General features: G+C 33.4%; 30 protein-coding genes and 6 pseudogenes. 13 read left to right on the forward strand and 23 right to left on the reverse strand.

Annotated elements, in window-relative coordinates; all coding sequences use genetic code 11:
* Positions 1–54 precede the first annotated feature (54 nt).
* Entirely contained in the window at positions 55–2565 is a 2511-nt protein-coding gene (locus tag MHH66_RS14985; RefSeq protein WP_078186006.1) for a transglycosylase domain-containing protein, read from the reverse strand.
* Between the two features lie 466 nt (positions 2566–3031).
* On the opposite strand from MHH66_RS14985, the gene MHH66_RS14990 reads away from it, so the two are divergent.
* The gene (locus MHH66_RS14990; RefSeq protein WP_002085762.1) at positions 3032–3241 is read left to right on the forward strand and encodes a KTSC domain-containing protein; all 210 of its coding nucleotides are present in this window, start codon (positions 3032–3034) and stop codon (positions 3239–3241) included.
* A 67-nt stretch (positions 3242–3308) separates the two neighbouring features.
* Here the strand turns inward: MHH66_RS14990 and MHH66_RS14995 are convergent, their stop codons facing one another.
* The 4 genes from MHH66_RS14995 to MHH66_RS15010 all read right to left on the reverse strand — a co-directional run bounded on the left by MHH66_RS14995 (position 3309) and on the right by MHH66_RS15010 (position 6013).
* Positions 3309–3521 carry a YqaE/Pmp3 family membrane protein gene (locus MHH66_RS14995; protein ID WP_002085763.1) on the reverse strand — a complete coding sequence of 71 codons (213 nt, stop codon included), beginning with the start codon at positions 3519–3521 and terminating at the stop codon, positions 3309–3311.
* A gap of 300 nt (positions 3522–3821) precedes the next feature.
* Positions 3822–4481, reverse strand: coding sequence for a DUF6944 family repetitive protein (locus tag MHH66_RS15000; RefSeq protein ID WP_002035373.1), 660 nt, complete (start codon positions 4479–4481; stop codon positions 3822–3824).
* A gap of 158 nt (positions 4482–4639) precedes the next feature.
* Positions 4640–5350, reverse strand: a complete 711-nt coding sequence (locus tag MHH66_RS15005) for an SDR family oxidoreductase (protein WP_002085764.1) — start codon at positions 5348–5350, stop codon at positions 4640–4642.
* A gap of 324 nt (positions 5351–5674) precedes the next feature.
* Positions 5675–6013, reverse strand: a complete 339-nt coding sequence (locus MHH66_RS15010) for a hypothetical protein (protein WP_002012726.1) — start codon at positions 6011–6013, stop codon at positions 5675–5677.
* A 212-nt stretch (positions 6014–6225) separates the two neighbouring features.
* Between MHH66_RS15010 and gerPF the strand changes: the two genes are divergently transcribed.
* Positions 6226–6441 carry a spore germination protein GerPF gene (gerPF, locus tag MHH66_RS15015; RefSeq protein WP_001141569.1) on the forward strand — a complete coding sequence of 72 codons (216 nt, stop codon included), beginning with the start codon at positions 6226–6228 and terminating at the stop codon, positions 6439–6441.
* A 285-nt stretch (positions 6442–6726) separates the two neighbouring features.
* On the opposite strand, the gene MHH66_RS15020 is transcribed toward gerPF, so the two are convergent.
* From MHH66_RS15020 to MHH66_RS15035, 4 genes and pseudogenes are all read right to left on the reverse strand, one after another.
* Positions 6727–7062 (reverse strand): YolD-like family protein, encoded by a 336-nt coding sequence (locus MHH66_RS15020; protein WP_078186005.1) that lies wholly within the window; start codon positions 7060–7062, stop codon positions 6727–6729.
* Between the two features lie 707 nt (positions 7063–7769).
* A complete protein-coding gene (locus MHH66_RS15025) occupies positions 7770–7991 on the reverse strand; it encodes a hypothetical protein (RefSeq protein ID WP_002031836.1) in 222 nt (73 codons plus the stop codon).
* A gap of 532 nt (positions 7992–8523) precedes the next feature.
* Positions 8524–9375, reverse strand: coding sequence for a peptidylprolyl isomerase PrsA (locus MHH66_RS15030; protein WP_063219589.1), 852 nt, complete (start codon positions 9373–9375; stop codon positions 8524–8526).
* Between the two features lie 144 nt (positions 9376–9519).
* Positions 9520–10519, reverse strand: a pseudogene (locus tag MHH66_RS15035) (glycoside hydrolase family 25 protein).
* A gap of 578 nt (positions 10520–11097) precedes the next feature.
* Here MHH66_RS15035 and MHH66_RS15040 point away from each other — a divergent pair.
* Positions 11098–11292 (forward strand): hypothetical protein, encoded by a 195-nt coding sequence (locus MHH66_RS15040; RefSeq protein WP_002141671.1) that lies wholly within the window; start codon positions 11098–11100, stop codon positions 11290–11292.
* Positions 11293–11633: 341 nt separating this feature from the next.
* Here MHH66_RS15040 and MHH66_RS15045 read toward each other — a convergent pair whose 3' ends face one another.
* Positions 11634–12137: a MepB family protein gene (locus tag MHH66_RS15045; RefSeq protein ID WP_078185875.1), complete on the reverse strand. Its 504-nt coding sequence runs from the start codon at positions 12135–12137 to the stop codon at positions 11634–11636.
* Positions 12138–12357: 220 nt separating this feature from the next.
* Here MHH66_RS15045 and MHH66_RS15050 point away from each other — a divergent pair, with 220 nt between their 5' ends.
* Complete coding sequence (locus tag MHH66_RS15050) at positions 12358–12570, forward strand: hypothetical protein (RefSeq protein ID WP_063219591.1); 213 nt, start codon at positions 12358–12360, stop codon at positions 12568–12570.
* Between the two features lie 92 nt (positions 12571–12662).
* Here MHH66_RS15050 and MHH66_RS15055 read toward each other — a convergent pair whose 3' ends face one another.
* The 4 genes and pseudogenes from MHH66_RS15055 to MHH66_RS15070 all read right to left on the reverse strand — a co-directional run bounded on the left by MHH66_RS15055 (position 12663) and on the right by MHH66_RS15070 (position 15641).
* Positions 12663–13220 carry an ABC transporter permease gene (locus MHH66_RS15055; RefSeq protein ID WP_063219592.1) on the reverse strand — a complete coding sequence of 186 codons (558 nt, stop codon included), beginning with the start codon at positions 13218–13220 and terminating at the stop codon, positions 12663–12665.
* Positions 13221–13356: 136 nt separating this feature from the next.
* Positions 13357–13932, reverse strand: a complete 576-nt coding sequence (locus MHH66_RS15060) for a C1q-like domain-containing protein (protein ID WP_002012631.1) — start codon at positions 13930–13932, stop codon at positions 13357–13359.
* A 785-nt stretch (positions 13933–14717) separates the two neighbouring features.
* Positions 14718–14903 (reverse strand): annotated as a pseudogene (locus tag MHH66_RS15065) (hypothetical protein); the annotation flags it as partial.
* A 516-nt stretch (positions 14904–15419) separates the two neighbouring features.
* Positions 15420–15641, reverse strand: a complete 222-nt coding sequence (locus tag MHH66_RS15070) for a hypothetical protein (protein ID WP_063219593.1) — start codon at positions 15639–15641, stop codon at positions 15420–15422.
* Between the two features lie 76 nt (positions 15642–15717).
* Between MHH66_RS15070 and MHH66_RS15075 the strand changes: the two genes are divergently transcribed.
* The 4 genes and pseudogenes from MHH66_RS15075 (at position 15718) to MHH66_RS15085 (ending at position 18204) form a co-directional block, all read left to right on the forward strand.
* Positions 15718–16326 (forward strand): hypothetical protein, encoded by a 609-nt coding sequence (locus tag MHH66_RS15075; RefSeq protein WP_002012636.1) that lies wholly within the window; start codon positions 15718–15720, stop codon positions 16324–16326.
* Positions 16327–16501: 175 nt separating this feature from the next.
* Positions 16502–16606, forward strand: a pseudogene (locus MHH66_RS28625) (sunset domain-containing protein); the annotation flags it as partial.
* Positions 16607–16740: 134 nt separating this feature from the next.
* Positions 16741–17706 carry a WXG100 family type VII secretion target gene (locus MHH66_RS15080; protein WP_078185877.1) on the forward strand — a complete coding sequence of 322 codons (966 nt, stop codon included), beginning with the start codon at positions 16741–16743 and terminating at the stop codon, positions 17704–17706.
* A 12-nt stretch (positions 17707–17718) separates the two neighbouring features.
* Complete coding sequence (locus MHH66_RS15085) at positions 17719–18204, forward strand: DUF2247 family protein (RefSeq protein ID WP_078185878.1); 486 nt, start codon at positions 17719–17721, stop codon at positions 18202–18204.
* Positions 18205–18258: 54 nt separating this feature from the next.
* Here the strand turns inward: MHH66_RS15085 and MHH66_RS15090 are convergent.
* Positions 18259–18641: pseudogene (locus MHH66_RS15090) on the reverse strand (N-acetylmuramoyl-L-alanine amidase); the annotation flags it as partial.
* Between the two features lie 158 nt (positions 18642–18799).
* On the opposite strand from MHH66_RS15090, the pseudogene MHH66_RS15095 reads away from it, so the two are divergent.
* Positions 18800–18988 (forward strand): annotated as a pseudogene (locus MHH66_RS15095) (exosporium leader peptide-containing protein); the annotation flags it as partial.
* Here the strand turns inward: MHH66_RS15095 and MHH66_RS15100 are convergent.
* Together MHH66_RS15100 and MHH66_RS15105 are read right to left on the reverse strand one after the other, a co-directional pair.
* On the reverse strand, positions 18972–19409 hold the full coding sequence (locus MHH66_RS15100; protein ID WP_078185880.1) for a hypothetical protein: 438 nt from the start codon (positions 19407–19409) through the stop codon (positions 18972–18974). The pseudogene MHH66_RS15095 and the gene MHH66_RS15100 sit on opposite strands and share 17 nt — an antisense overlap.
* On the reverse strand, positions 19390–19524 hold the full coding sequence (locus tag MHH66_RS15105; RefSeq protein ID WP_256491187.1) for a hypothetical protein: 135 nt from the start codon (positions 19522–19524) through the stop codon (positions 19390–19392). The genes MHH66_RS15100 and MHH66_RS15105 overlap by 20 nt, the downstream gene beginning before the upstream one ends.
* Before the next feature lie 611 nt (positions 19525–20135).
* Here MHH66_RS15105 and MHH66_RS15110 point away from each other — a divergent pair.
* From MHH66_RS15110 to MHH66_RS15120, 3 genes and pseudogenes are all read left to right on the forward strand, one after another.
* Positions 20136–20458: pseudogene (locus tag MHH66_RS15110) on the forward strand (site-specific integrase).
* Between the two features lie 43 nt (positions 20459–20501).
* Positions 20502–20816: a thioredoxin family protein gene (locus MHH66_RS15115; protein WP_000658777.1), complete on the forward strand. Its 315-nt coding sequence runs from the start codon at positions 20502–20504 to the stop codon at positions 20814–20816.
* Between the two features lie 422 nt (positions 20817–21238).
* A complete protein-coding gene (locus MHH66_RS15120) occupies positions 21239–22120 on the forward strand; it encodes a cation diffusion facilitator family transporter (RefSeq protein WP_002085782.1) in 882 nt (293 codons plus the stop codon).
* Here the strand turns inward: MHH66_RS15120 and MHH66_RS15125 are convergent.
* The 5 genes from MHH66_RS15125 to MHH66_RS15145 all read right to left on the reverse strand — a co-directional run bounded on the left by MHH66_RS15125 (position 22110) and on the right by MHH66_RS15145 (position 24853).
* On the reverse strand, positions 22110–22745 hold the full coding sequence (locus MHH66_RS15125) for a phosphatase PAP2 family protein (RefSeq protein WP_002127255.1): 636 nt from the start codon (positions 22743–22745) through the stop codon (positions 22110–22112). The two genes, MHH66_RS15120 and MHH66_RS15125, sit on opposite strands and share 11 nt — an antisense overlap.
* A gap of 77 nt (positions 22746–22822) precedes the next feature.
* Positions 22823–23578, reverse strand: a complete 756-nt coding sequence (locus MHH66_RS15130; protein ID WP_016092671.1) for a sporulation protein — start codon at positions 23576–23578, stop codon at positions 22823–22825.
* On the reverse strand, positions 23560–24381 hold the full coding sequence (locus MHH66_RS15135) for a serine/threonine protein kinase (RefSeq protein ID WP_078185881.1): 822 nt from the start codon (positions 24379–24381) through the stop codon (positions 23560–23562). Before MHH66_RS15135 ends, MHH66_RS15130 begins: the two co-directional genes overlap by 19 nt.
* Positions 24381–24563, reverse strand: coding sequence for a hypothetical protein (locus MHH66_RS15140; protein ID WP_063219597.1), 183 nt, complete (start codon positions 24561–24563; stop codon positions 24381–24383). The genes MHH66_RS15135 and MHH66_RS15140 overlap by 1 nt, the downstream gene beginning before the upstream one ends.
* Before the next feature lie 110 nt (positions 24564–24673).
* A complete protein-coding gene (locus MHH66_RS15145) occupies positions 24674–24853 on the reverse strand; it encodes a YozD family protein (RefSeq protein WP_002012644.1) in 180 nt (59 codons plus the stop codon).
* A 148-nt stretch (positions 24854–25001) separates the two neighbouring features.
* Here MHH66_RS15145 and MHH66_RS15150 point away from each other — a divergent pair, with 148 nt between their 5' ends.
* A complete protein-coding gene (locus MHH66_RS15150) occupies positions 25002–25169 on the forward strand; it encodes a DUF3930 family protein (RefSeq protein WP_000456534.1) in 168 nt (55 codons plus the stop codon).
* A 4-nt stretch (positions 25170–25173) separates the two neighbouring features.
* On the opposite strand, the gene MHH66_RS15155 is transcribed toward MHH66_RS15150, so the two are convergent.
* Entirely contained in the window at positions 25174–25836 is a 663-nt protein-coding gene (locus MHH66_RS15155; protein ID WP_002012647.1) for a hypothetical protein, read from the reverse strand.
* Positions 25837–26093: the final 257 nt, after the last annotated feature.

The following is a 26093-nucleotide window of genomic DNA, read 5'->3' on the forward strand; positions in this document are numbered from 1 at the left end:
AAAGCACCAAAGGAACCGTTTTATCGGTACCTTTGGTGCTTTTATATACATTACTTATTGTCCATTATTGGCAGGGACTTCTCCTGTGTTCCCGCCAGTAGTTGGTGGCGTTGGAGTTGTATTCCCTTGGCCTCCTCCACCGTTAGTCGGTGGGGTAGTATTTCCTTGATCCCCACCGTTGTTCGGTGGCGTTGTATTCCCTTGACCTCCACCATTGTTTGGTGGTGTTGTATTTCCTTGGCCTCCACCATTGTTCGGTGGTGTTGTATTTCCTTGGCCTCCACCATTGTTCGGTGGTGTTGTATTTCCTTGGCCTCCACCATTGTTCGGTGGTGTTGTATTTCCTTGGCCATTTCCATTATTTTGTTCATTTTGCTTATTTAATTCATCTTGCTTCTTTTGCTCTTCTTGCTTCTTAAGCTCTTCTTGCTTCTTAAGTTCATCTTGTTTCTTAAGTTCTTCCTGTTTCTTTAATTCCTCTTGATTTTTCTCTTCTTCAGTTTTTTGCTGTTGATCTTGTTTTGGTTGTTCCGTTGTATCCGGTACGCTCGTATTTGGAGATGAATCACGTTTTTCACCTTTTATACGCAATTCACTACCTTCTTGAATAACACTACTTGGCATTTTAAAGCGTGATTTATCTGTAGCCATCTCGCTCATCATTTCTTTAAAGATCAACTGTGCAATTTTCGTATTTTTACTACTAATATACTCGTCTTTACCATCTTTCGTATATCCAGTCCATACTGCCATCGTATATTGCGGTGTATATCCTGCAAACCAACTATCACGAGTTGCACTTTCTGGAATTCCATATTGTGCTAGTTGTTTTGAAGAATAGTTAGTTGTACCTGTTTTACCAGCTACATCTAAAGAGGCCACATTTGCCGATGTACCAGTACCTGATGTAACTACAGAACGAAGCATATCAGTAATCATATATGCTGTAGAATCCGCCATAACTGATTTTGGTTTTTGTCCAAAACTTTGTGACTTGCCGTCTGGATAAACTACTTTCTTAACAAAATGCGGCTTCGTATACTTACCGTCATTCCCAAATGCCGCATAAGCACCTGCAATTTCAGTTGGTGACGCTTCATTTGTACCGATCGCTGTTGATTCTGTCGGTGCTACATTAAATGTAATACCTAATTTCTCAGAGAACTCTTTCGATTTACTAATACCTACCTCTTTAGCTGTTTTAACTGCTGGAACGTTACGTGACATTTTTAACGCTTCACGCATAGTAATTGGGCCTAAATGACTTCTGTCCGCATTTCGAAGTTCTTGTCCAGTTGAATATTTAAATGGAGAGTCATCGATTTGATGATACGTAGCCCATTTTAAATATTCAATAGCCGGTGCATAATCAAAGATTGGCTTCATAGTTGAACCAGCTGCACGATCTAATTCAATCGCCATATTATGCCCTTTAAATACTGCTTTATTTTCACCGCGCCCACTACCTATAGCGCGAACTTCTCCAGTTTTCGTATCCATAAATGTGAAAGCACCTTGGAATTTATCATTTGGATAATTAATAATATTTGTATTCAAAATATTATCAGCTAATTTCTGTGCTTTTGGATCCAATGTTGTATAAATTTCTAAACCATCAGATCCAATATTAACATCTGGTATTTCTTTTTCTACTTCTTTAACTACTGCATCCATAAATGCAGTATATGGCATCGCTTGTAGTTCAGCTGCACTCTTAATATTTTTATCCACTGGTACTTTCGATGCTTCTTCCATTTCTGCCTTTGTAATATAACCATGTCTATTCATTAAGTTTAGTACAGTATTTCTTCTTTCTGTTGCCCTTTGAACATTTTCTTTTTTCGTTGGGTCATAGTTATTCGGTGCTTTTGGTAAGCCAGCTAGCATCGCAACTTCTGGTAATGTTAAATCTTTCAATTCTTTACCGTAGTAGTTTTGTGCTGCTGTTGCAATTCCATATGAACGGTTTCCTAAATTAATTTTATTTAAATACATCTCTAATATTTCATGTTTTGAATATTGTTGTTCTAGCTTATACGCTAAATATATTTCCTGAACCTTACGTTTTGACGTTTTTTCCATCGATAAGAAGTAGTTTTTAATAACTTGCTGCGTTATCGTACTACCACCTTGAGAGCCATAATCTCCCTTAAGACTAACTAAAACTGCACGTGCAGTACCCTTAAAGTCTACTCCGCTATGCTCATAAAAACGCGAATCTTCTGTTGCTAAAAATGCATTTTCTACTAATTTTGGGATTTGATCATACGTAACATTCGTCCGCTTTTCTTTCCCATATTCATATACCAAATTCCCGTCTTTATCATAAATTTTTGAGGATAACGGATTAACAAGTTTTGCTTTCTCAAGTTTTGGTGCATCCTTAATCATTACGAAAAAGGTAGCAACCCCTGCCACTAAACCTACAATACCAAGTAGTAAACAACTGATTAAAAATTTACGAAAAAACGATGTTTTACCTTTTGGTTTTGTTTTTTTAGAAGCTGGCTGTTTTTTCTTTTGAACTTGTCGTCGCTCCTCTCGAGAACGATAATTTTCTGACATGTTACTTTCTCCTGCCTTTCAATTCTCCCGTTGATTTACTTGAAAATATTGAGGTCACTTTCCCAAATACATTTAATCAAGAAAGTATATTGACCTAGAGCATTCAATATTTTCCCAATTCACAGATTATACATTTTAGAATACTTCTTATACAAACTATTTTCACTTCTATTTTTTCTAATAATACTGCCCCTTAAAGCATAGAATGTAAGAAGTGAATTTTTAATACCTCGTATAAATAATATACCTTTTTTTCAAATGGTCAATATTTTCTTATTTATAAATCAAAGGTGAAATAAAAATAGCACAACGATATGTACTTCGTGTGAACTTCCTTATAATTACGTATAACAAACATTTAATATATTGCATATAAGTATAATACTCCTTTAATTATTAGGATTTCAACACGACAATCCCCTTCTCTACAAGAAACCATCTAAAATGAAAAATAAGGAGTTGCGTAATGATGAAGCTATCTCCCGTTATTTCAAAAAAATTAGTTGCTGTTGGCTATAATCCTTTTTCTATGATTTTACGTATTCAACTAAAGAATGGTATGTATGATTTCTTTAATGTGCCAGAAAGCATTTACACCGGTTTATTAAACGCACACTCTAAAAGTTATTATCATAATACTTATATTAAAAATTCTTACCGCTATACTAAAATTTAAACTTGATTGGCATACAAAAAAGAAAGGCGAATCAAATCCCCTTTCTTTTTTGTATGTCAATCGCAATTTACCTTCTATTTCTTTTATTAATTTCATCATACGCTTGAACTTGTTTTTTAAGTCGCCTGTCGGCTTTTTTATCATGTACGACAAGAACTGCGTGTATCGCTCCTGGAACCCAAAAAATTAAGGTTAAAATGAAATTAATAATCGCTTGAAACGGCTTTCCGCAAAATAAAACAGCTACCGGCGGAAGTAAAATTGCTAATAAGTACATCATGTCTGAAAAACTCCTTAATGTTTATTTTTCGCTTCTTCCCTATCCATCTCCTACACTATCAAACCTATGAAATCATGTTATTTCTAAAAGCGTATATAAGAACTCATCATTACAAAAATCACATATAATAGTATAACTAAATGAGAAGCCTCTCACTAACGTTAACAAGTTATTTTCACCTGCTCGTTTATATGTATATTCTACGCCTATATGAAAAAGCCTACAAAAACAATTAACACATCCATCTTGTCCTACTTCTAAAATTGAAATACTCCAAACTTCATTGAAATGAGTATTTCATCACCTTTTCTTAGATTCCAATCGTTGTTCCTCTACTATTTCGGTTAATCCAATTGCTGAAATTACAGTACCTATTGCCTGTATCCAAATACCTATTAGCCCTATTATACGTTGATCTTCTTTATCTATATTACTGTCTTCTTTTCCCTTTTCTTCTTTTGGTATATTTTTAATACCTTCATATGCTTGTAATCCCGCACCTAAACTTTGCATTGAATTCCCTAATACGATAATCCACTGTATTCCATTTATCTCATTCAATGCTACTTCTACTCCTAAAAAAGCGCCAATTGATTGCAAACTATTTCCAGTAATTATAAGGAAATCATTTTCTTTCATTTGTTCATTGAGATTAAAATACGTTCCTATTACATTTGAAATATTACCTAAAGCTAATAACTCAATCCCCGTTTTCGCTAGCGCTTTATTTTTATTATCTATAGTTACCTCTTGCTTCTCACATTTATCTTCATCTTTCGCATCATTAGTTGCTATAATTTGTAATATATATCCGAGAGCTTGTAATGAACTCCCTACAATAACGAGATCCGACTCAATCTTTTCTTCCCCTGCAAACCCTCTAGTTGTTCCAATTGCTGCTATAAGATTTCCTCCTACTTGAAACCAGGCACCTGTCAATTCCAAATCGCGTAGGTTCATTTCCCATCACCTATATTTAAATTTTCTAGTACATTCAAAACAAACAAATATCACCTTTAATTCATTATTCTATTTTTTATATGTAATTTTGTGCATCACATAATGCACTAATAATACAAAAGAGCACCTTTCAGGCGCTCTTTTTGACAAGGAGTTTCTCAATGAATGTATGCCGGACATGTCAATGACTCACCGTTTTTATCTATTGATATATTTAATATATAATGAATTGCTTTATGTGACCACATTTCAGGTGTAGGAGATTCTTTTACATATTGAGGTGCACATAAGTGAAGCATTGGAGTGCTAATACTGCCACCTGGATCTAAAGCAACTACTGCCATACCATTTGGTAGTTCCATTGCCATTGACTGCGTGATACCTTCAACAGCAAACTTCGAGGCACAATATGGTGCAAGTTCAGCCTCGCCTTCTCTTCCCCAACTAGAGCTCATGTTAATAATAATTCCTTCTTTCCTAGCTATCATCGCCGGGACGAACGCCCTAATGACATTTACTACCCCGTTCACATTTACACTCATTACACTTTCAAATTCTTGTGCAGTAACTTTCCATAGAGGTGCATTTTGATTAACAATCGATGCATTATTTATTAACATATCGGGAGCCCTATACTTATTAAGAATACGACTTGCCCATTTACTAACTTGGTGATGATTTGAAACATCAATTATTTGAAAATCATGTGAAGCACCGTAATATTTATTAAGCTCTTCAATTTTATTTTTTGAGCGTCCACACCCTGCTATGTTCCACCCCAATTCATGAAACCTATCAACCATTGCACGTCCTAACCCTTGCGTTACTCCAGTAATAATTACAAGTTTCCCAATGTCGTTTCGCTCCAACTTTATCTCCTCCTTTCCATTAATATTACTCTTTTTATTCTTATTCAACTTCTCACTTAAGTATCAATTCATTTCATACTTTAGAAGTATTTTGATATTACATATTACAAACAAAAAGAGTAACCATCATAGTTACTCTTTTTGTTTGTATCGTTATTATTTTTAAATTGTATCTTCTATTCCCTACATTTCTCACATCGATAAATATAGGTTACACCTTAATGAAAGTATATTTATGTTTACGGTTCGATTTATCCAAATACTTTTCAATCCACTTTTTCAACTTAACAGAGCCCACCTCTATCAATAAATTTCCACCTAGTCTTATAACATACTTTTATTTAGATTCTCAATCTCATTTTGCAACTTTTTAAATTGCTCAAAATGCATTGTTATAGATTGAATACTATTCCTTTCAACATTTTGCTTTACTAATAAAACGCCTGTATCGTGAAAAATCGCTTCAAGTTCTTTCCTTATAGATACTTTCGTAATATATGCGGTTTTAATTGCCGATAAAATTGCTATTTCATTAAACTTTAATTTTATTTCATTAGGACAAAATGCTTTTTCGATCAATGTGACATCATTACTATAAATAAAAGCAACAAGTTTACTTGATTCTGCATCTGTTAAATCCACTGTTTTTATAACATTATCCATTACATTTTGCCTCCTTTAATTCCATATATATTAATTATTCAAATTTGTCCTTTTTAAAATTCAGCTCTTCATTAATTTTAACATACTTTTTGCTCGATTGATTAAACAAAGCTTCAAACATTTTTCTATTCCGGAATATTTGTCAAATGAACCAATTAGACTGTACCTTCATATAGTAATGCAAACAATTACTTATAAAGTAGGTGAAAATTATGCCCTCAGTTGTTGGGAATTTAGTTGTACAAAATAGTAACGGATCTTTCAACTTAGGTGATTTCTACAATGTTTCTCCAAAAGAGAATACGAAAGCTTATAACGGCTCTGGCGCATCTAACGTTGGCTTCGTAGTGAACACTTTTAGTGGGGTTAGCGCGACTAATACATTTGATTCTGATCTAGCAGATCAAAACCAAGTTGGTACGGCCTAAACAGCTCTGTAATCATTTTTGTATAACATTTTTAAATTTGTCTATACTATACTTAGGCTGATACACAGCTATCGTCGATTTTTTGAGTACCAATCTTTTTCTCCCTTTCCCTGGGACTAAGCAGCTAGCTTCCATCTAGCTGCTTTTTCATTTAGTTCTTCACCTCTTCAAAAAATTAGGTTTTTACAGGTATCCTGACTCACAGCCGAATTTTGAGGTGTAAATCTAATTGCCCGCAAATAGCTAGATAAATTAAAGAAGCTAAACTTCAAAATTCAGCTTCTTTTAAGTTACATCAATTATGTCCCTTGCAGCAAATATATATGTTTTATAAAATGCATCTGTACATTTTACAATTTGTTGAATTGGATTTATATGAACCACTGTCATATAACTCGTAAGTATGTATCCTTCTTCAAAATAGGTCACTAACATCTCTTCTTCAGACAATAATGAAGTTAATAATTTGTCTGAAATGCTTTCTTTCGCTTCATTCGTTATTAGTGGCCTTTGGACTTTTAATTTCTCTCCAATAATTTTTCTCATACTTAATAATTGTTCCGACATTACTGTAAATGGAACCCACTCTCTTCCTTTTTCCTGTATCTTTACATAATTCATTTTCTTTACTCCTCAATTTTCTATATCTATCCATTCTTGAACTACCCCACTTTCACTTCGTTTAGAAGTGGGGGATTCCTAAGTAAAGAGTTCTATCGAACTCTAATTTATTAGGCTATCTCCGTAGCCCTTGCGGTTAGAAGCCTTATCGCTTCATTCTTTATCCATCTCTTATTTATACGTAGCGTAGCTTTCCAATTCAAAACTATTTATGAATTTGTAGACATCTCCACTTCGAAAGAACATTCGTTCTAATTATACACGAACTAACGTTCTTACGGAAGTGCAACATGTAAATTTTTCAAACAAAATGCAACTTTAATATATGAAGTTTATTCATACTCATTTATTACTCCCTTTTATTAATCAAATTTCTTTGCACTTCCTATCGCATCATAGAATACGTGTAGCAACAATAAAAGCGACTCCACCTAATGTGAAGTCGCTTTTATTGAACTAATTATATTTCTAATTTTACTTTTCTATCCTAACTAACGTTCTTTCTGTAATACAAATTTCAGCTACATCTCATTAACCATCCTTCAACAAAAGCATACACTTTTATTATGAACGAACTCACAAAGCTTTAGAAACTTATGATGTAAAACAATTCATTCCTCATAAGTTTCATACATATCGACAATTACTACCATTTATCCTGCTATTTGCAGGCAGTAAGATTCACACTCATCAATTTTTCACTTTCTTTATTGAATATGCTTGGGTTGCATTATAATATGTAATTCTCTCTCTGTTTCTGTTTTTTTCGGATTCCGATAATATTCCAGTTTATATTCTAATACTTCATACTCAACCATCCCAATCTTTATCCCTTTTGTTTCTTTTAATACAGCTAATAGAACGCTTATATTTTCATTAGATGATTCAAAAATTTCCCCTCCGCCTTCTCTCTTAAAAATCACTTTCATATATTTTCCCCCAAATTAATTTAATAATCTAGTAAATATAAAAATATTCATCCTATTTTAATAAAGTGAAGACTAATAATCAGTGGGGGTTTTACGAGCAGTAAGACTCCCACAAATAGCGGGATAAATAATTCTTATCATCATTAAGAACATCTTTTTGTACTAAATGTTCAACATGTCACTTCCTATAAAGTTAATTTATACTCCAATAAATATGATATGTACCATTCTTTAAATTATGTCCTCAATTCACTCTCCAAGAAAATATATTTAGTTTATATTTAACAAAATTAATTAACTAAAACATTATCATTTCAACATTTTGCGAATTTAATTGCTTATTCCTTTTATCTACATCCAAATTTTCCTATTGTAATTCTTAATATTTAAATGTAATATTGTATTGTCTTACTATCTATTTATAACTCACACACTAACGCGAAAAGGGAACTCTATATGAGTTCCCTTTTCTATTGAAAACAAAAAAACAGAAATATAGCATTATGCTAAATCTCTGTTTTTCTTCTAAACCTTATTTCTCATCTAAGAATTTAAATGTATCTTTAAATTCTTTATCTGTTACTTTAATATCTGCTTCTTTCAATAGATCATTGATTACTTGTTGTTTCCATTTACCTGTCGCATCTTGCAGTCTTTGTTGTTCTAAATCTTTTCGAATCGTATCTTTTACTTCATCAAATGGTTTCAATTCTTTTTTATCCGTCACTTTTATTATATGATAACCATAAGATGTTTTTATCGGCTCACTTACTTGTCCTGCATCTAATTTATACGCAGCTTCCTCAAACTCTTTCACAGTTTGACCAGGAGCAAAACCAGCTATTTCTCCGCCCTGTTCCTTTGAACTAGTATCTTCCGAATACTGTTTCGCTAAAGCAGTAAAATCTTCACCATTATTTATTTTCTCTTTTACTTCTTTCGCAGTTTTTTCATCTTTCACTAAAATGTGACTTACCTTCATTTCAGGTTTATGGTTATCTTTCACATCTTTATCTGTGACAGTCGCTCTAATCGCTTTCTCAAGTGCAATTTCTGGCTTCATTCTCTCTTTTAATTCATCTTCATTCTTTAATCCTACTTGCTCTAAAGCCACTTTAAACTTGTCACCCATTTGTTCCTTCGCTGCTTCTACTTGTTTTTTAGCTTCTTCATCTGAAACTTTATATTTATCTAGCAATGCCTTATTTAACATCATTTGAGATAAAGTACTTTTTCCATATGTTTGCCTTAATTCTTTACTTAACTCTTTCTCTGTCACGTTTCCTACTTTTGATGTTGCAACATTTTCTGAGGAACCACACGCAGACAATGTTAGCGCCACACATGCAATAATAGTTCCCATAAATAGCTTTTTCTTTTTCAATTCAAATACCTCACTTTGATAAATGTATATTAGGAACTATACAGCGCTATTGTGAAATCAATGTGTTTTCTGCAAGTATTTCTCTTCATGCCAGAGACAAGCTTTATTAAATAAAAAAGCCGGCATAAATCCGACTTTTTAACATCATTTAATCTGCACATGTTCTTCTTTGATCCATTTGTTCCCACCTATATCTATATATCCATCTTGACGATTCCAAATACGATAAGGAACCCTCCCATCGACCGCACCTGTATCATTCCCGTTTGGCCCATCGTACGTTCTAATTTCATATCCAGGTGTATACTTTGAATATGCATAAAACCATTGTACATTAAAATGTTCTAACTTAGCCCACTGTTGTTCACCACCTAAACAAATCATATCTTTTTCGCCACCTCCCCAATAACCTTTATAGATTAAATATGGGATTTTTTTCGTAAGTCTTCCTATAAATTGCGGATTCGCAGGATTTTCATATAAATTAATTCCGTATCCATCATCATATTTTGAAACTGCAATACCAATTCCATTTGGTCGCTTACTGTCTCCAATACTAGATTGATTTGTTTGATTGATTTGAACCTATAAACCAAGAAAGATTTTTATTCCCAATTAATTGATTCAAATCACATTTTCCAATACCAGGAACATTTCCTGAATCAGTATATTGCCAAATATCACAAGGATATGCTGGTTTATTCCCTCCATAACGAGGAATCCAAATAAAATCAGCATCAATATTGCGAGCTCCAAATGATACATACGTGTGATGTCCTACATATAAACCAATTTTTTTTGCACCTAATCGGCGTAATTCATCAATAAATGCTTGAGTCCCGCCTTGCATATCTACCATTGTTTGAACTTCTACATCTGCCACCCAAAATTTAGCGTTTTTATCGCCACGATTCCAAAAATCTTGCGCTTCTTTTTTTGCATCTGAAATAGATATAAAACGGCAAAATGCATAATTCCCAAATGGGATACTACGTTTCTTCATTTCTTTCACATAACCTTGATACATAAAATCGATCGTATTCGAACCATCTTGAACTCTAGCAATAACTAAATCTAGCTGAGACGCTGCAATATCCCAATTAATATTTCCATTCCATTTCGAAATATCTACAATATAACCCATTACTAATCAACTCCTTTTTATTATCTTATTCAAAGCTTGTTTTATTGCTAGACCCATACGCCTAATAGCAAGCTTCTATAAGACAAATAAATATATTTTCATCATTTTTTAAAACTAAATAATTTCTTTTTATCCATAATAAATAAGTCCTTCTTTTTTTGCATTTGTAAACGATAAACTTGCGTTTATTTCATACTAAATATTGGAATAAAACTATAAATAATGTACATACTACATATAAGCAATTTTTGCTTATACTCATGAATGACCTCCAAGATTTTTCAATCTCCCTGTAAAAAGGCAGCTAAAAAAAGCTGCCTTTTTACAATTTATTATATAGAGACAAGTTAATTAACGCTTATCCCCTCATATTAGTCTGTTTTTAAGCTGTTTTTAAGCTTTTTATAAACATGATATATATTTTTTCACAACACTATTTTGATACGTAATAGAAATTACATCAACTCATACAGTATATGTAATAATCAACTACAATAAAAATTACATATTATATTAATATGTCTTCCTAATTAAAAGGAAATAAACATATAACCTCTGTTATGTAAGGAGTTTATTTAATGAAAAAAATCCCTATCGTATTCAAAGTTCCCCCGAATTCAAAGCTAAAAGTTACATTCTATGGCCCTTGTAACGAAGTAATTACAAATGTATCTTTAATTAATCAACTACTCACCACTACCTGCCAAACTGTATCTCAATATCCAGACTTCAAGAAATATATAACTGAAGTCCAATCATTATCAAATTGTTAATCGTATAATTTTATGATTTATCATTTCGAACAGTACGATAACAAAATAATAAAAAGAGCCGCATCTTTCAAAAGAAACGGCTCTTTTTCATTTCACAAAACATGACTTCATTAAAAAACTAAAATAACTCATTAATTGATATTCTGTTGATATTTTACACATATTAATGAAATGCGCATATATTATCGTATGGAGATTCTCCACTCATAAAACCTATCTTTTTTTGAGCATACTTTATTTGTATGCTCCTTTTTTATTCTTTACTTAACGGCTTACCCTGTTAATATTTCCAAATATCATTTGAACGAACATTGAATATTTCAATTTTTTCTTATTATGTGCTATGAATATAAGTTTAATAATTTATCTGTAGCTACATTTTCAGTATCACTTAAATCGACAAAATAATGAAGTTGCCACAATTGACTCTTCTTAGCTTGATTACTAATAGGTTTATCCCAAATAGGGTAAACCCTCATAGCCATTTTCCCTTTTTGATTTTGAGTTTTTAATATTTTTTCTTTTAGAAGAATCTCTTTTGGAAAAATAAATTGTCCTAGGTTATTATCCGCTATACAAGTGATAACTAAAAGGTTAGGAGCTGAATCATAAGAAAATGCCTGATTGCTCATGGAGGCATTCTTCTCCCAAAAAGAAACAAATTGTCCAATCTTATTAGGCGTAATTTTTGATACCCTAAATCGGATGCTTCTATTATTTAGCTGGAATACCTCTCCTGCATATTCTGAATTTTGCTTTTCTTCTTTTCGTTTAGTAATTAATAGATTATTAGGTTTGTAAATCATTTCATCTAGTTTTTCAATTATATTACTAAAATGTGTCATGTAAACGCACCTTTTTTATTTTCCAGTATACCAAGAACGTTCGTTCTTGTATATTAAACTTAAACAAATGTTGGCTTTGAATAGTCTTTCAAAGATTATTTTATCTACTCCATCCATAACTTCAAATTTACTTTTATAGTATTTATTACATTACTCTTCCAATTCCTTATATTCTTCATTATTTCATTAATATATTAATAAAAAACGAGGTACATATTACATGAATCCATCCAAAATTGAATTCGGCTCCATAGAGCAACCTTTATTCCTATTAATTTTATATCTTATCGCAATTCTTTTAACACTCGGCATTACATTTAGTATATGTCATTCCCTTTTACTAAATTTAAATGCACCTAGATGGGTAGCAAAACTGTTAGCTATCATATTAACTCTAGGTGTTGCTTATCAAGTGTTTATGAACTTATTTTAATATATTACCAATTTAACACCTTTAACTAAAAGGCCCTACCATAAGGTAGGGCCTTTTTTAAAAAAATAGTCCATAAATCACAAACATGTCTTTTATTTTATTGGAGATGGGAATCTTGCAGCTTCAAAATGCGTACTAATAAATCCTGGATCATTTTGTATAATCAGTCCATCTACATCACTCTCAGCAAAAATTTCAACTACATCTCCTGCATGTAATTGAAGTATTGTTGAAACAGCTACGACATTTGCAAAATTGGGTGGACCAAAAAAGTCATTATCTATCGCTATAGCTGGATTATCATTTACCCGAATTTCTACACGCGCTCTATAATTCATATTACTATCATTAGGTGCAAAGCTGATTGTACCAATAATAGAATAAACCCCTCTAGTCTTCGGAATAAAATCTGATGTTACTGGATTATATTCATTCGCTAAATCAAACTGTTCATTTTGGAATAATACTTTAACAAAAGTATTTGCAGTGACATTTTGATCTACTGTACTAACCGCTCTAAAAGCAGATGCCCTTACAAGTTTATCTTTCTCATTATCACAACACTTATCGTAATAATCTGTACTCTTCTTACAACAAGTATGCTTTGTCTTTTTATAGCCATTGCAATGCTTACAATAATAATAAGACATATTTATATCCCCTTTCTAAATCTATTGTTGTATACTATGCAAAATAAATTTAAAAAGTTTGGACGAGCTATTGCTATTATGAAATTAAAAAACTCCACCGAAAAGCAGAGTTAATAAATTTTTTCCTTTTTAATATTTATACAATTGGAGATGGGAATCTTGCAGCCTCAAAATGAGAACCGTCTTCTGTACTACTAATAACCCCATCTATACTACTTTGTGCAAAAATCTCGACAATATCACCTGCATGTAATTGAAGTATTGTTGAAACACTTACGACATTACCGAAATTTATCGGACCAAAAAAGTCGTTATCTATAGCAATTGCCGCATTTCCATTCACTCGAACTTCTACACGCGCTCTATAATTTAAATTTGTATCGTTCGGAAAGAAACCAATCGTCCCAATTACGGAATAAACTCCTCTAGTCTTCGGAGTAAAATCTGATGTTGCTGGGTTATATTCGTTCGCTAAATCAAATTGTTCATTTTGAAATAATACTTTAACAAAAGTATTAGCTGGAAGGTTTTGATTAACTGTATTTACAGCTCTAAAAGCAGATGCTCTTACAAGGTTATTCTCCTTATGATCGCAAGAACAGTCATCACATCTTTTACCGCACTTATTATAATAATCACTTCTTTTTTTACAGCAATCATGATTTTTCTTTTGGTAACTCTCACAATTCTTACAGTAGTAATAACAAGACATATATAGTGCTCCTTTCTAATCTACTACTGCATAATATGTATGCTAGACTTGAAAAGTTTGGACAAGTTATTGCGATTACAAAAATAAAAATGCTCCACCATAAGGCAGAGCGAAGAGAAAGTATAACTTTTAAAAACAAAGCACTCATGTAATATTCTGGTTAAATCAGTAATACAAATTATCTAGTTTCATCAACTCGGATTTTTAGAAAAAACTCCTCTGTACGATTTTATTATTATTGAATAGATTATATTGTTAAGTGAGATATGCAATATTTCATATTTTATTATTTCAATATTCCTTTATTATCGTTGAGTTGTAAACATTCTCTTTAAAACACTTTAAAATCAACACTTACGCTATAACAAATACTTTTTCATCCTTTAGAATTACCCGTAAGCATTATATTCAAATATTATTATTGTAAATTATCGACCTGTACAAACGTATAATTTTTGTGTATTCTATGAACAAGGAGTAAGGTAAGAGTTACTCTTTGCCTTTTTTCATAAACTAAATCGGTAAGATCCCCTAACTAGTAAGCTTTCTTTACCTAAACATCATGCATTTCTTTTTGCATACACCGCTACTCTTCTTCGACTGTTTCGTTTACAATCATCAGACACTATTTAACAGTACATAGTTCATTTATCCAGCACTTTCAAAACAGCTTGTACACCGTTAAAATACTTCATGCACTACAAATAAATTATCCGTTCTTGTACAGGATGAGTATAAATGTTGGAATGTCCTGATATTAAATTACTTACAAGGTTTCATACCACTTATACTTTTGGAGACGGGAATCTTGCAGCTTCAAAATGCGTACTATCTTCTACATTACTAATAACTCCAGCTACGCTACTTTGTGAAAAAATCTCGACTAAATCCCCTGCACTCAATTGAATTATGGATGAAACAGCTACAACATTAGCAAAGTTTATTGGACCAAAAAAAGCATTATCTATTTCATAGACACCATTTATCAAACACTCCATGTTTCTTCACCTCTTGAATATTTTTTAAATAAAAATACATACTATTTTCAAGTCGTCGTATCCACGGCTAGTACTTCTTTCTTTTGTTACAGTAGTAAGCAGGCAGGTTCTTCACCTATCTGCTTTCTCTGTATATTTTTTTAGATATCGAAAACACTACCTACAAGCTGTTTGAACTAGCAGCTTCACTCTTCTTGTAATGGGAAAGCAATTTATCACAATTAGCTAACTCATTCAACTCACAGGCAGACAACCAAAATTGTTGTCTGCTTTTTGTATGGAATTTTTCATTTTGCATATACTACTTTTGAGCCTGTTTACCAACGCAAGCCATTTTGGTGTTTTGAATTCCGACTAAGCTTTTATGTTGCACAGATTATTACATCTTTGACAACACTGGTTAAAAGCGCGTTTTCTGGTTATTCGTAGTTCTAGTCCAGAATAATTTTCCTCCTATAAAGGACAGCAGGTACGACTGCTCGTCCTTTTTTATTGCCCCAAATACTTTTGTAACAATTCCAACGCTTCATTAATGCTCCCATTTAAATCATCAAGTTCAGCATCTTCTGGACACTCCTGCAAAATCACTACCGCTCGACTTATGACATCTTGTAACTTTTCGATATCGATAGAAGTTGTAATAATTCCCTCTTGTTCTTGCGAATCAGCTTTACCGTAGCCATTGTGCATGGATATCGTGTTTTCTAGCATCTAGCTCACCTCCTTAAAAAATGCAGGATTTTCCTTTCCATTATCGAATTAGTAATGTTTGAAAAGGGGGTGTAATATGGCAGAAATTAAAGTAGGACTTACACAATTTTTAGACTTCACACTGAAAAGTAGTGCAGCTAAAACAAACTTTGTGAAAAATCTAAAATCTCAACCGGAATACCAACCAGCTTTTGATTACTGGAAACAATTACGAGACACTGTTATTAAATTTCATCAAAACGAACTACCTTTTGAATGTTTCGAAACATTAGTGCAAACGGTTGATCAGAAGAAAAAGCAAAACTACATTGATGTCATAAAACAGTACAAAAAATTTATTAAAAACAAAGACGTCTCTTGGTTCGATCCAGGTAAATCACATTGGATATCAGATGATTTAATCGTCCGCTCATCACCTGAACTCGGTTTGCTCATTAATGATGAGCCGCATCTTATCAAACTGTTTTTCAAAGGAAAAAAAGAGCGAATTGATAAATACAACATCAACTCAACGCTGACATTATTAAACGAATCGACATTTTCAAATGAACATAACGATGTGAATTATACGGTTCTTAACATCCAAAAGAACAGAATGTATACGAATAACTCTATTAATAATGATCATTTAATAGCGCTTGAATCAGAAGCTAACCAGCTTTGTTATATATGGAATAAGATGTAAAGAGTACTATTCATCTCTTTCAATACCTTTTCCATGCATAATTTGGGCACAATTTTCACAGATCCTATCAGTTTAGCCCACCCTGCATTGTTCCTCACGAACAATGCAGGGTGGGCGTTTTTTCGAAAATGGTTTCTTTCACCATTTCCGCATCCTAACTCACCTCCTCCGAAATTATCATATGCCTGGTCAACAGTTCTATGATAAAACAAATGCTGAAGAAACGTTTTGTTCAGCAGCTGAAGCACAAGCTGCTGGATATAGAGCGTCAAAAAGATAAAACAAAAAACCGACTCTTATGAGCCGGTTTCTTTTGTTATTTCACATATACATAGGTTACGTTTATCTCTAAATTAGATATTTACATTTTTTTCCTCTTACCCCATAATTTTAATTGGGAATGGGAGGAAGAAAATGGTTCAAATCAAAGTAACACCTGAAATGCTAGAAGAAGTTGCTAATCGTGCAAGTAATACCAGAATCGCATTAGAATCTATACATAATAATTTATGTAATGAAATAGATCGTTTGTGTTTTCAATGGATTGGTGCCTCTAATCAACAGTTCATTCACATGTTCAATGATGCGAAACCAAAAGCTTTTACATCTATCAATTCAATTATACAAATAGAAGAATATTTGAGACGAATTGCCGAAAAATTCCGCAATACAGATAATCAAGATGTTACAATGGAAGAAGGTGCAATGTGTGGTAAACCTTCTTCGGAGGAACAAGGATTTGATGGTAAAAAACTTGCTAGGGATATAGCGGGTGAAATAAGTGGTGAACATGATGTTCGTCGTGTTTGGGATGGTATTGATCCATCTACTGGCGAAAAACTTTCGGGGTGGGATCGTGCTGGGGCAGGTGTCATGGCTGTAGCCGGCCTTACACCCTTTGGAAAGATAGCTAAAGTAGGAAAAGGAGTTAAAATGACTGCTAAGGCTACTGAGGCTGCAAATACAGCTAAAAAAGTCACTGCTGGGACAAACAGCGGAGCTAATCTTAGAGTAATTGAAGAACTTAAAGGACCTGTTATAGATGGAAAACGAGTTGGAAGTGGAAAAAAGGTTGATAATGTAAAACCAGTTTGGGGAAGAGATGAAAAAGGGAAACCTTTTATAGAAAAAGAGTTCCCTCATGTATCAAAGGAACATGGTTTTTCTGATGTTATTGATAATTATTCAAGATTTGCGGAGGAGTTTCCACTAGTAGGAGGGGACCGTATTAAAAGGGAATTATATCAAATAACAGGAAGTAACAATGGTAATAAAGGTGTTTTTGAATGGATTGTTGAGCCCAATGGTGATGTTAGCCACAGGAGATTCATTGAAAATGGTGTTATGACGGGTAAGCCAAATCAAATTCCAAAAAAGTAAGAGGTAAATAATATGAACTTAAAAGATTTAAAAAATAAACATATTAAGTATGACTGGAAAACTATTTTTGTAGGCATCCAAGAAAATTATTTTAATAAAGACGTCATTTCCGATTATGCGGTAGAATTGATGGATATTGGTGATAAAAGTGGGTTTGTTAGTGAACTTGCATGGGGAGTATCTAGTGAAGATTTAGATAAGGTGATGTTAGAAATAAAAACTAATTATTTTCCTCAATTAGATGAAGAAAGCACAATGTTAGTAGAGGAGAATAGAAAACTAAGATTTGTTTGTTTATCTGAAATAAAAGAAAGATGTAAAGAAGATAATGAATTATTAAATGAAATTGCAGAGTTTTATGGAAATCATCACTACCCAGAAGATATGGTGAATTTTGTTAATTATATGCCTCAAGAAGTCCCAACTACGAAAGAAGATCTGATAAATAGGTTTGAAAAATTTTTAAAATTAGAGAGAGCGAGATTTAAATATGAATAAAGAAACATTAGGAGAATCAATAAGAAAAAAGCCGCCCAACAGGACGGCTTTTCATTATTTAATCGTCACATGCTCCGCTTTAATCCATCGATTACCACCGATATCAATAGCATCTAAGTGTTTCCCCCAAACACGATAAGGAACCGTACCATCGATGTTATCAATATGATTCGTACACTCAGGTTCGCTATGAACTGCAATTCCGTATCCTTGAGGATATTTAGAGTAGGCGCAGAACCATTGCACATCAAAATGCTCTAATTTCGCCCACTGCTTCTCGCTACCTAAACAAATCATATCCTTATCACCGCCACCCAATATCCTTTAAAAATAAGATACGGGATTTTTTTCGTGATATTTCCTGTGTATTGCGAATCAGCAGGATTCTCATATAAATTCACGCCATAACCATCTGCGTATTTTGAAGTTGCGATTCCTCCGAATAATTCAAGTATTTTAATCAAAGCCACCCCTCCCTTCTTGCTATTAAAATAGCGTTTTTATTAAATTCCCTAAATACAACCGCTTGTCCATTACACTTTGCTCTATCATTGCATTTACTATTAGTAATACGAACTTTTAGAGGTGAATTATATTGGACGAGTTTTTATCTTCTACTGCATTAAATCCGTGTTCGATTGGGCCGACACTTTCACCTATGCAACCCTTTCAATTCCCTACAGGTCCCACTGGTTCAACAGGTGCTACTGGACCGACCGGATCAATCGGGCCAACTGGGAATACGGGATTGACAGGGAACACCGGACCTACTGGCGACACCGGTTGATTTCCCGCATTATTGTTGGTCCTCTCCATATACCAGCTTGCTTCCATTCCTTTTTCATTTTCCCGACATAAGAAGGACTACGATCATACATAATGCTAATATCTTTATCTGGAATGCCTTGTTGATTCAATTCGCGCACACGCTCCGGAGTAAGTCCGATGGGTTTGTCTTTTCGTTTTCCACCGTGCTCTTTCGGTTGTGTATCAAAATATCTACCCAACTGACGTAATTCTTGACCAGTCGGGCAGTTTTTACAAACACTAATACTAAAACAAGCATTATCTGAACGATTGTAATAACAACGTCTGCATTTCTGCTCTATGATATCGCCAATTTCGTATGTGATTTGGATGCGTTCTACTTTCGCTTCACTCATTAACCGAATTATTTCACATACACTATTCACTATCGATGCCATTCTTCTCTTCCCCCTTGAATAATTTTTCCAAATCAATACATACTATTTTCAAGCCGTCATATTCACGGCTAATACTTCTTTCTTTTGTTACAACAGAAGCAGGTAGATTCGTCACTTATCTGCTTTCTCTGTATATTTTTTAAAATATCTAAAAGACTACCTACAAGCTGTTTGAACTAGCAGCTTCACTCTTCTTGTAATGGGAAAGCAATTTATCACAATTGACTAGCTCATTCGACTCGCTGGCAGACAACCAAAATTGTTGTCTGCTTTTTGTATGAGATTTTTCATTATACATATACTACTCTTGGGCCTGTTTACCAATGCAAGCCATTTTGGTATTTTGAATTCCGACTAAGCTTTTTTATTGCATAGATTATTACATCTTTGACAACACTGGTTAAAAGCGCGTTTTCTGGTTATTCGTAGTTTTAATCCAGAATAATTTTTCTCCTATAAAGGACAGCAGGTACGACTGCTTGTCCTTTTTTACTTATACTACGTACTTTCCTTTTGGGTAGCCTCGAACAACATTACTCACGCTGCTCCCCTTTTCCCATTCTGCAAACCTTTGTAACCAAGCTCCCCAACGTTCTTGTATGGAAGGATATTGATTTTGACAGACGTACCTTATCTGTTAATCATTCCCTCTCGCATATTACCAAAGAGTTTCATGAGCCTAAAACATCTTCAGGAAAGAGATTAATTGTTTTACCTGAAATTACTCTGCTGGCTCTTCAAGGACATCTTCAAAAAATCAATGAAGAAAAAGAACGGTATGGCGATGGAAATAATAATTATGATTTAGTTTGCCCAACCTATAATGTAACCCGTGCAATTTCAGAAGTTTGACACAGCTCCTGAAAAAGCTTATAAAGAAAAGTGAGGTTCCTAATATTCGTTTGCAGGATATAAGGCGTAAATCCGAAAATCGTAAGTAAACGATTAGGACATAAAAGAGTAGGGATCACATTAGACACCTACTCATATGTATACCAGACCTACAAGAAAAAGCAGTCGAAGATTTTGCAGTTACGGATTTTGCATAAAAAATACTAGCTTATCCGTGTGACATTGAGAGGAGTCAAAAACATGAAAGAAATCAAATCTGAACAAGAATTCAAAGACATCATCGCGAGCGAGGAGCCAGTAGTTGTTAAGTTCTTTACTACATGGTGCCCAGATTGCGTGCGTATGGACAACTTTATCGGAGATGTAATGGAAGAGTTCAATAAGTTTGAATGGTATTCTATTAATAAAGATGAGTTCCCAAGTATTGCTGAAGAGTATCAAGTAATGGGTATTCCAAGCCTACTTGTATATCAAAATGGCGAAAAGTTAGGTCACTTACATAGTGCAAATGCAAAAACGGAAGAGCAAGTTACTGAGTTTTTAGAAGCATACTAAGAAACGAAAAACCTCTGAAAAATCATCAGAGGTTTTTTTCGTTTTCAAATTGTTCTTTGCCTTTGTCTCTTTCTGGAAAGTGAATATTATAATGCTTTCTCCTCTTCTTATTGAAGAATTTTGTTATCATTTCTTATATATTACTCACACGAGGAATTACAAAGAGTCATTTTGCGAAAAATATATATGAAAAAAATTTTGAGAATCATTATTCTCGCCCTCTTTCCATTTGCCATAATCATCATTAATTGTTTAATAAATTTCAACTTTGTACTTTTCAACATATTTTTCCTTAACGAAACTTTGTTATCCCCTTCTTAAAAAGCTATAAAACGTCAACAATGTTTGTATAGACCCACACGAGTTTCGTTTGATACTCTATGTATAGAAAGAAATTCCTTGTAGAAAGGCGAGTGATTAAAATGGATTCTCTTTCTCATAAAGAAGCTGATAAAGGTGCTATTGTCAGCATTATAGCCTACATATTTTTATCCTCTATGAAAATCATCATCAGTTATATTACCCTCTCTAGCGCATTACGTGCTGACGGTTTGAATAACTTAACGGATATTGGTGCTTCTTTAGCAATATTAATTGGCCTGAAAATTTCTCGTAAGCCTCGTGACCCAGATCATCCATATGGGCATTCGCGTGCAGAACAAATCGCATCACTTGTTGCTTCCTTTATTATGGCAACGGTCGGATTAGAAGTTGTTATTAGTGCAATTCAATCGTTTTTCAATCCGAAACAAGCAGCACCTAATGTACTTGCTGCATGGGTGGCTTTATTTTCTGCTGTCGTTATGTACGGTGTATACAAGTATACGAAAAAGATTGCAATGCGAACAAAAAGTAAATCATTAGAAGCTGCTGCAAAAGATAATTTATCAGATGCTCTTGTAAGTATTGGTACAGTAGTAGGTATAGTCGGAGCACAGTTCCAAATGCCTATTTTGGACCCTATTGCCGCTTTACTTGTCGGTCTTATTATTTGTAAGACCGCGTGGGAAATTTTCGTAGAAGCTTCTCATATGCTAACAGATGGAATTGATCCTGAAAAAATGGATGAATACGCTGATGCTATAGGGCATATTTCAGGTGTAGAACATATTGTAGATATTCGTGCTCGTATGTATGGGAACCAAACGTATGTGGATATTACAATTGAAGTAGATGCTCGAATGGATGTTAGCGAAAGCCATTGTATTACTGACAATATTGAAGATATGCTTCGAAAAAAATTCGGAATTTACCATGCTCATATTCATGTGGAGCCCATGCAAAAAGAACCTATTATGACATAGGTTCTTTTTTAATGAACGCCTTATGAAATATAATACATAAAACGAGCCAGCTACCGCCCGCTGCCCATCCGGCTAATATGTCAGATGGATAGTGCACGCCAAGATAAATTCGGCTAACTGAAATAGATAATACAACGAAGCTTGCTATAAAAATAATCAGCAACTTTTTATGCAATGAAATACGATCTTCTGTAATTGTGACGTATGCAATAAATCCTAAAAAAGCAGTAGCATTCATCGTATGACCGCTCGGAAAGCTATATCCAGTTGCTGTAACAAGCTGCGTCACATCAGGTCGTGCTCGTTCATACCATAGTTTGAGCATACTGTTCAAATAACGTGATCCGTAATAATTAATTGTTAGAAGTAATGCACTTAATATTTTTTTTCTAAGAAGAAAATACATTACAAGTATAATGAGTAACGGGAAATATATTCTTTTTGAACCGATAAAGGACACCCAAGTAAAATAGGTTGTCAAATACTCGTTTCGGAAACTTTGAATAAAGTGTGCGACTACATTATCAAATTTTTCAATACAAGCGGTATGATACGAAAGTGATAGTGCGACAAAACAAATGAGTAGTGTACAACTTAACAAGTATAAATGTCGGTATCGTTTCACATACATAACCTCACTATGCAAAAAAATGGAGCGGTTGTTTTAGTTTTCCTCCCCATTTCTTTTTTATGCATAGTTTATTAAAAAATATTATTGTTAATTTTTTGCTGCATCGTTGGAATATCTTCGTTTGTTACTGTAAAGCGAATAACCTTCTCATCAAGATCAAGCGCTTCTGCGAATAAACCAGCCAATCCACGTGATTTTCTATCTACTTCCATAATAATTTCTAATCGGTCGTGGGCACTTGGCAAAATTAATAATTCTAATTCATCTAATTTCCCATAATACTCTCCGGAGACTGGAATAAACTCAAATTCTTGCGCGAATGGAACTTGCTTACGTAATCGATACGGTAATTCTTCGCATTCTACATGACGCGCTTTAAAACCTAATTGATTTACACTATTTAATACACTGTTCAATAGTGCATTCGGCAATACTTGAATATAATCACGGTCACTTGGATCAATACTACGTTTAATATCAAGACCTGTATGAACCCAAACCGTTTTCATTCCAAGTGTTAGCGGTGCTTCAATTGGCATTAAAAATGAAAATGGAATTTCCACTTTTTCATTTGGCTCTACAGAAAATGGATCTGTTAAACGAACTCGCTCCAAATCATACGTTGCAGTTACTTTTTTATCATCCACTTCTCTTACATATGACGTCGACAACGTTAAATAAATGCTTTCAATTTCTTGGCTAACTGAACCTCCAGTTATATGAACCTTCCCTACTATCTCTTCTCCAACTGTATACTCATCTCTTTCAAGAACAGTATCTACTTTTGCACTTCCAATTCCAACGCTTGCTAAAAATTTTTGAAACATGGGGTCTCCATCCTTTCTAAAGCGTAAGCTACATCTTTTTTCAAATCTTGTACATTTTCATAGTATGGCGCTTTCATTTGTAACATTCGCATCAGCATGTCGCGATTATATTCTTCCAGCGCTAACTCTTCATACCAAGGTTTTTCCTTTTTTTCAGTCGCTTCATAACTAGCATACAATAAAAATAATACGAAATGACCGAGCGCATAAAAGTCGCTACGAAATTGAACTTCTCGCATCAAAGCTTGTTCACCTTCATAAGTTATAGCTCGCTCATCACCCTCACCTTTCAATTTAGCCAATCCAAAATCAATAATACTAATCTGATTTTCTTTCATTAATATGTTTGGAATACGTAAATCTCGGTGAATGATACCTTTACTATGAAAATACGAAACAATTCCTAGTACTTCATATAAAATTTCAAAAACTTCACGTTCATCATATACTTGCCCATCTAAGAAAATATGATCTTCGAAATTCCCCCCCGGCATATACTCCATCACAAAAAAGTTCTTTTTCTCCCATATGAAATGATCATGTAGATTAGGAATTGACGCATGATTTAATGTTTGTAAAATCACTTTCTCTTGCTCAAATGATTTTCTACCAGACTCATATCTTTGTTTACTTTGCCTTAATTGTTTTAAGACTTTATATTTATTTATTTGTAAATCATTAACGACATATGTAACCCCATAACTGCCCATTCCAATTACTGATTCAATCTTATAACGCTCTGCAACGATTGTATTTTTTCGCAGTGGTCTATCAAATAAAGCTAGTATACGACGCCATTTCATCAGCTACTTGAAAAGAAGCTACGGCTTTTACGTTTTCTTTTATAATGCTGATGCCCATAACCAGATGAACGTCGTTTATAGTCGCTACTTGAATAAGAGCGCCCTCTATGACGATGATCACTACTTGAATACGAACGATGTTTTTTCTTTCCTAATAAAGAATCAATAATTTTTTTGAACATCCCTTCACCTCTTGTATAAAATTTTCTTTTAATTATACCAACAATTCTTGTCTATATTTGTGACAAGTTTGTAAAGAGTAAAAAACGACGAGTTAAGCCCGCCGTTACTTTCAATCTTCCTCTTCATCAAAAACTTCATCAATCATGCATTTCTCTAATAAATACTCAAATGTAATATCTGCCAGGTCCTCAATTTCTTCTCTTTTTGGAACGTACCCTCTTTCAATTAGTCGCTCATAAAAAAACTCCGCAATCTCTTCCGTGTCAATTACGACTTCAATTTCCTTCATGAGCATCACTCCTTTATTTCTGTTTTATGAAAAAATCTCAAAATTATGTATATGAGATTAGAAAAATAGTTTTTCTTTTTTATAAGTCATATCATGTAGGTAAAGGGCATACGATGTTAGTACAAGCTATCCAAAGGGGGAAATAATAATGGAATACCAATATGAAGTAGATCAAGAAGTAGGGCAAACAAAAGAAGAGTTCATGCATGAAGATCAATGGGCAGACTCTCTTATTAAATGGCTTTTTATTTTTTTAATAATTGTAGGCATACCTTATACTGCATATGTTGTTGTTCAATTTATTCTCTCTTTCTAGTTAACTATTTTTTCTCTGTCAATTTAACTAAATAATTTTGAACAACATCCATAACAATTTTATATTCTTCATCTTTAAATGTATCGAATAATAAATGATAATCATTATAAATATCTAATAACCCATCAATAATTTCTTGGCGATTCGTCTTTACACTTACTTTTTTCGAATTGTTAATCGACTTCAATTTTCCTAAATCCAATTTATTCATACCAGCTTTATCTTGTTTCATTTTCTTCAAAATTGCATTTGCCGTTTGTGCATTGGCAAGTAATGTTAAATCTGATTCATCAGCTTCTAACCATTCACCATCAGTAATTCGTGACAATTCATATATAGTATCTTCCCATGCATCATTTTTATATCTCCATACTTCTGTACGAAAACCAACAATACGAAAAACATCTTTATCATATCCAGTTACTTGCACGAGATCACCAAAAGTAAAGTTATAATTTAATTCAATCCACTCTGTGTCGCCCTTTTTCATTTCTTGCTCTGTTACATGCTGTAAAGTTTGCTCAACGTAAAACCCATCGTGATTATTTACTTCGTATACGTAAACTCCATCTAAAACTTTCATATTTGTAACTTTCCCAACGGTTCCATATAGCGTAATCACGACTATGTCCCCTACGTTATATTTAGGTTGTTTTTTCCTTGCCATCAATATCTCTCCTTTTTTAAACGTCGTGATTTTGATAACAGTATATGCAACCTACATAAAAACGCTTATCACAGAAGCTTATATTCATAAATTTTTTCAATAAAAAAGTAGAATTTGTATATAACTTAAAAAAGCTAGTATTTAAACTAGCTTTCACTTTTCATTTATGTTCTAACAACAAGACGTATTGTAAATAAAAAAGCATAATGAATACTTCACTTCTTTCAAAGTAATGTATTCATTATGCTTTCATTTTC

Source organism: Bacillus sp. FSL H8-0492, assembly GCF_038006145.1.
Taxonomy (GTDB): Bacteria; Bacillota; Bacilli; order Bacillales; family Bacillaceae_G; genus Bacillus_A; species Bacillus_A mycoides.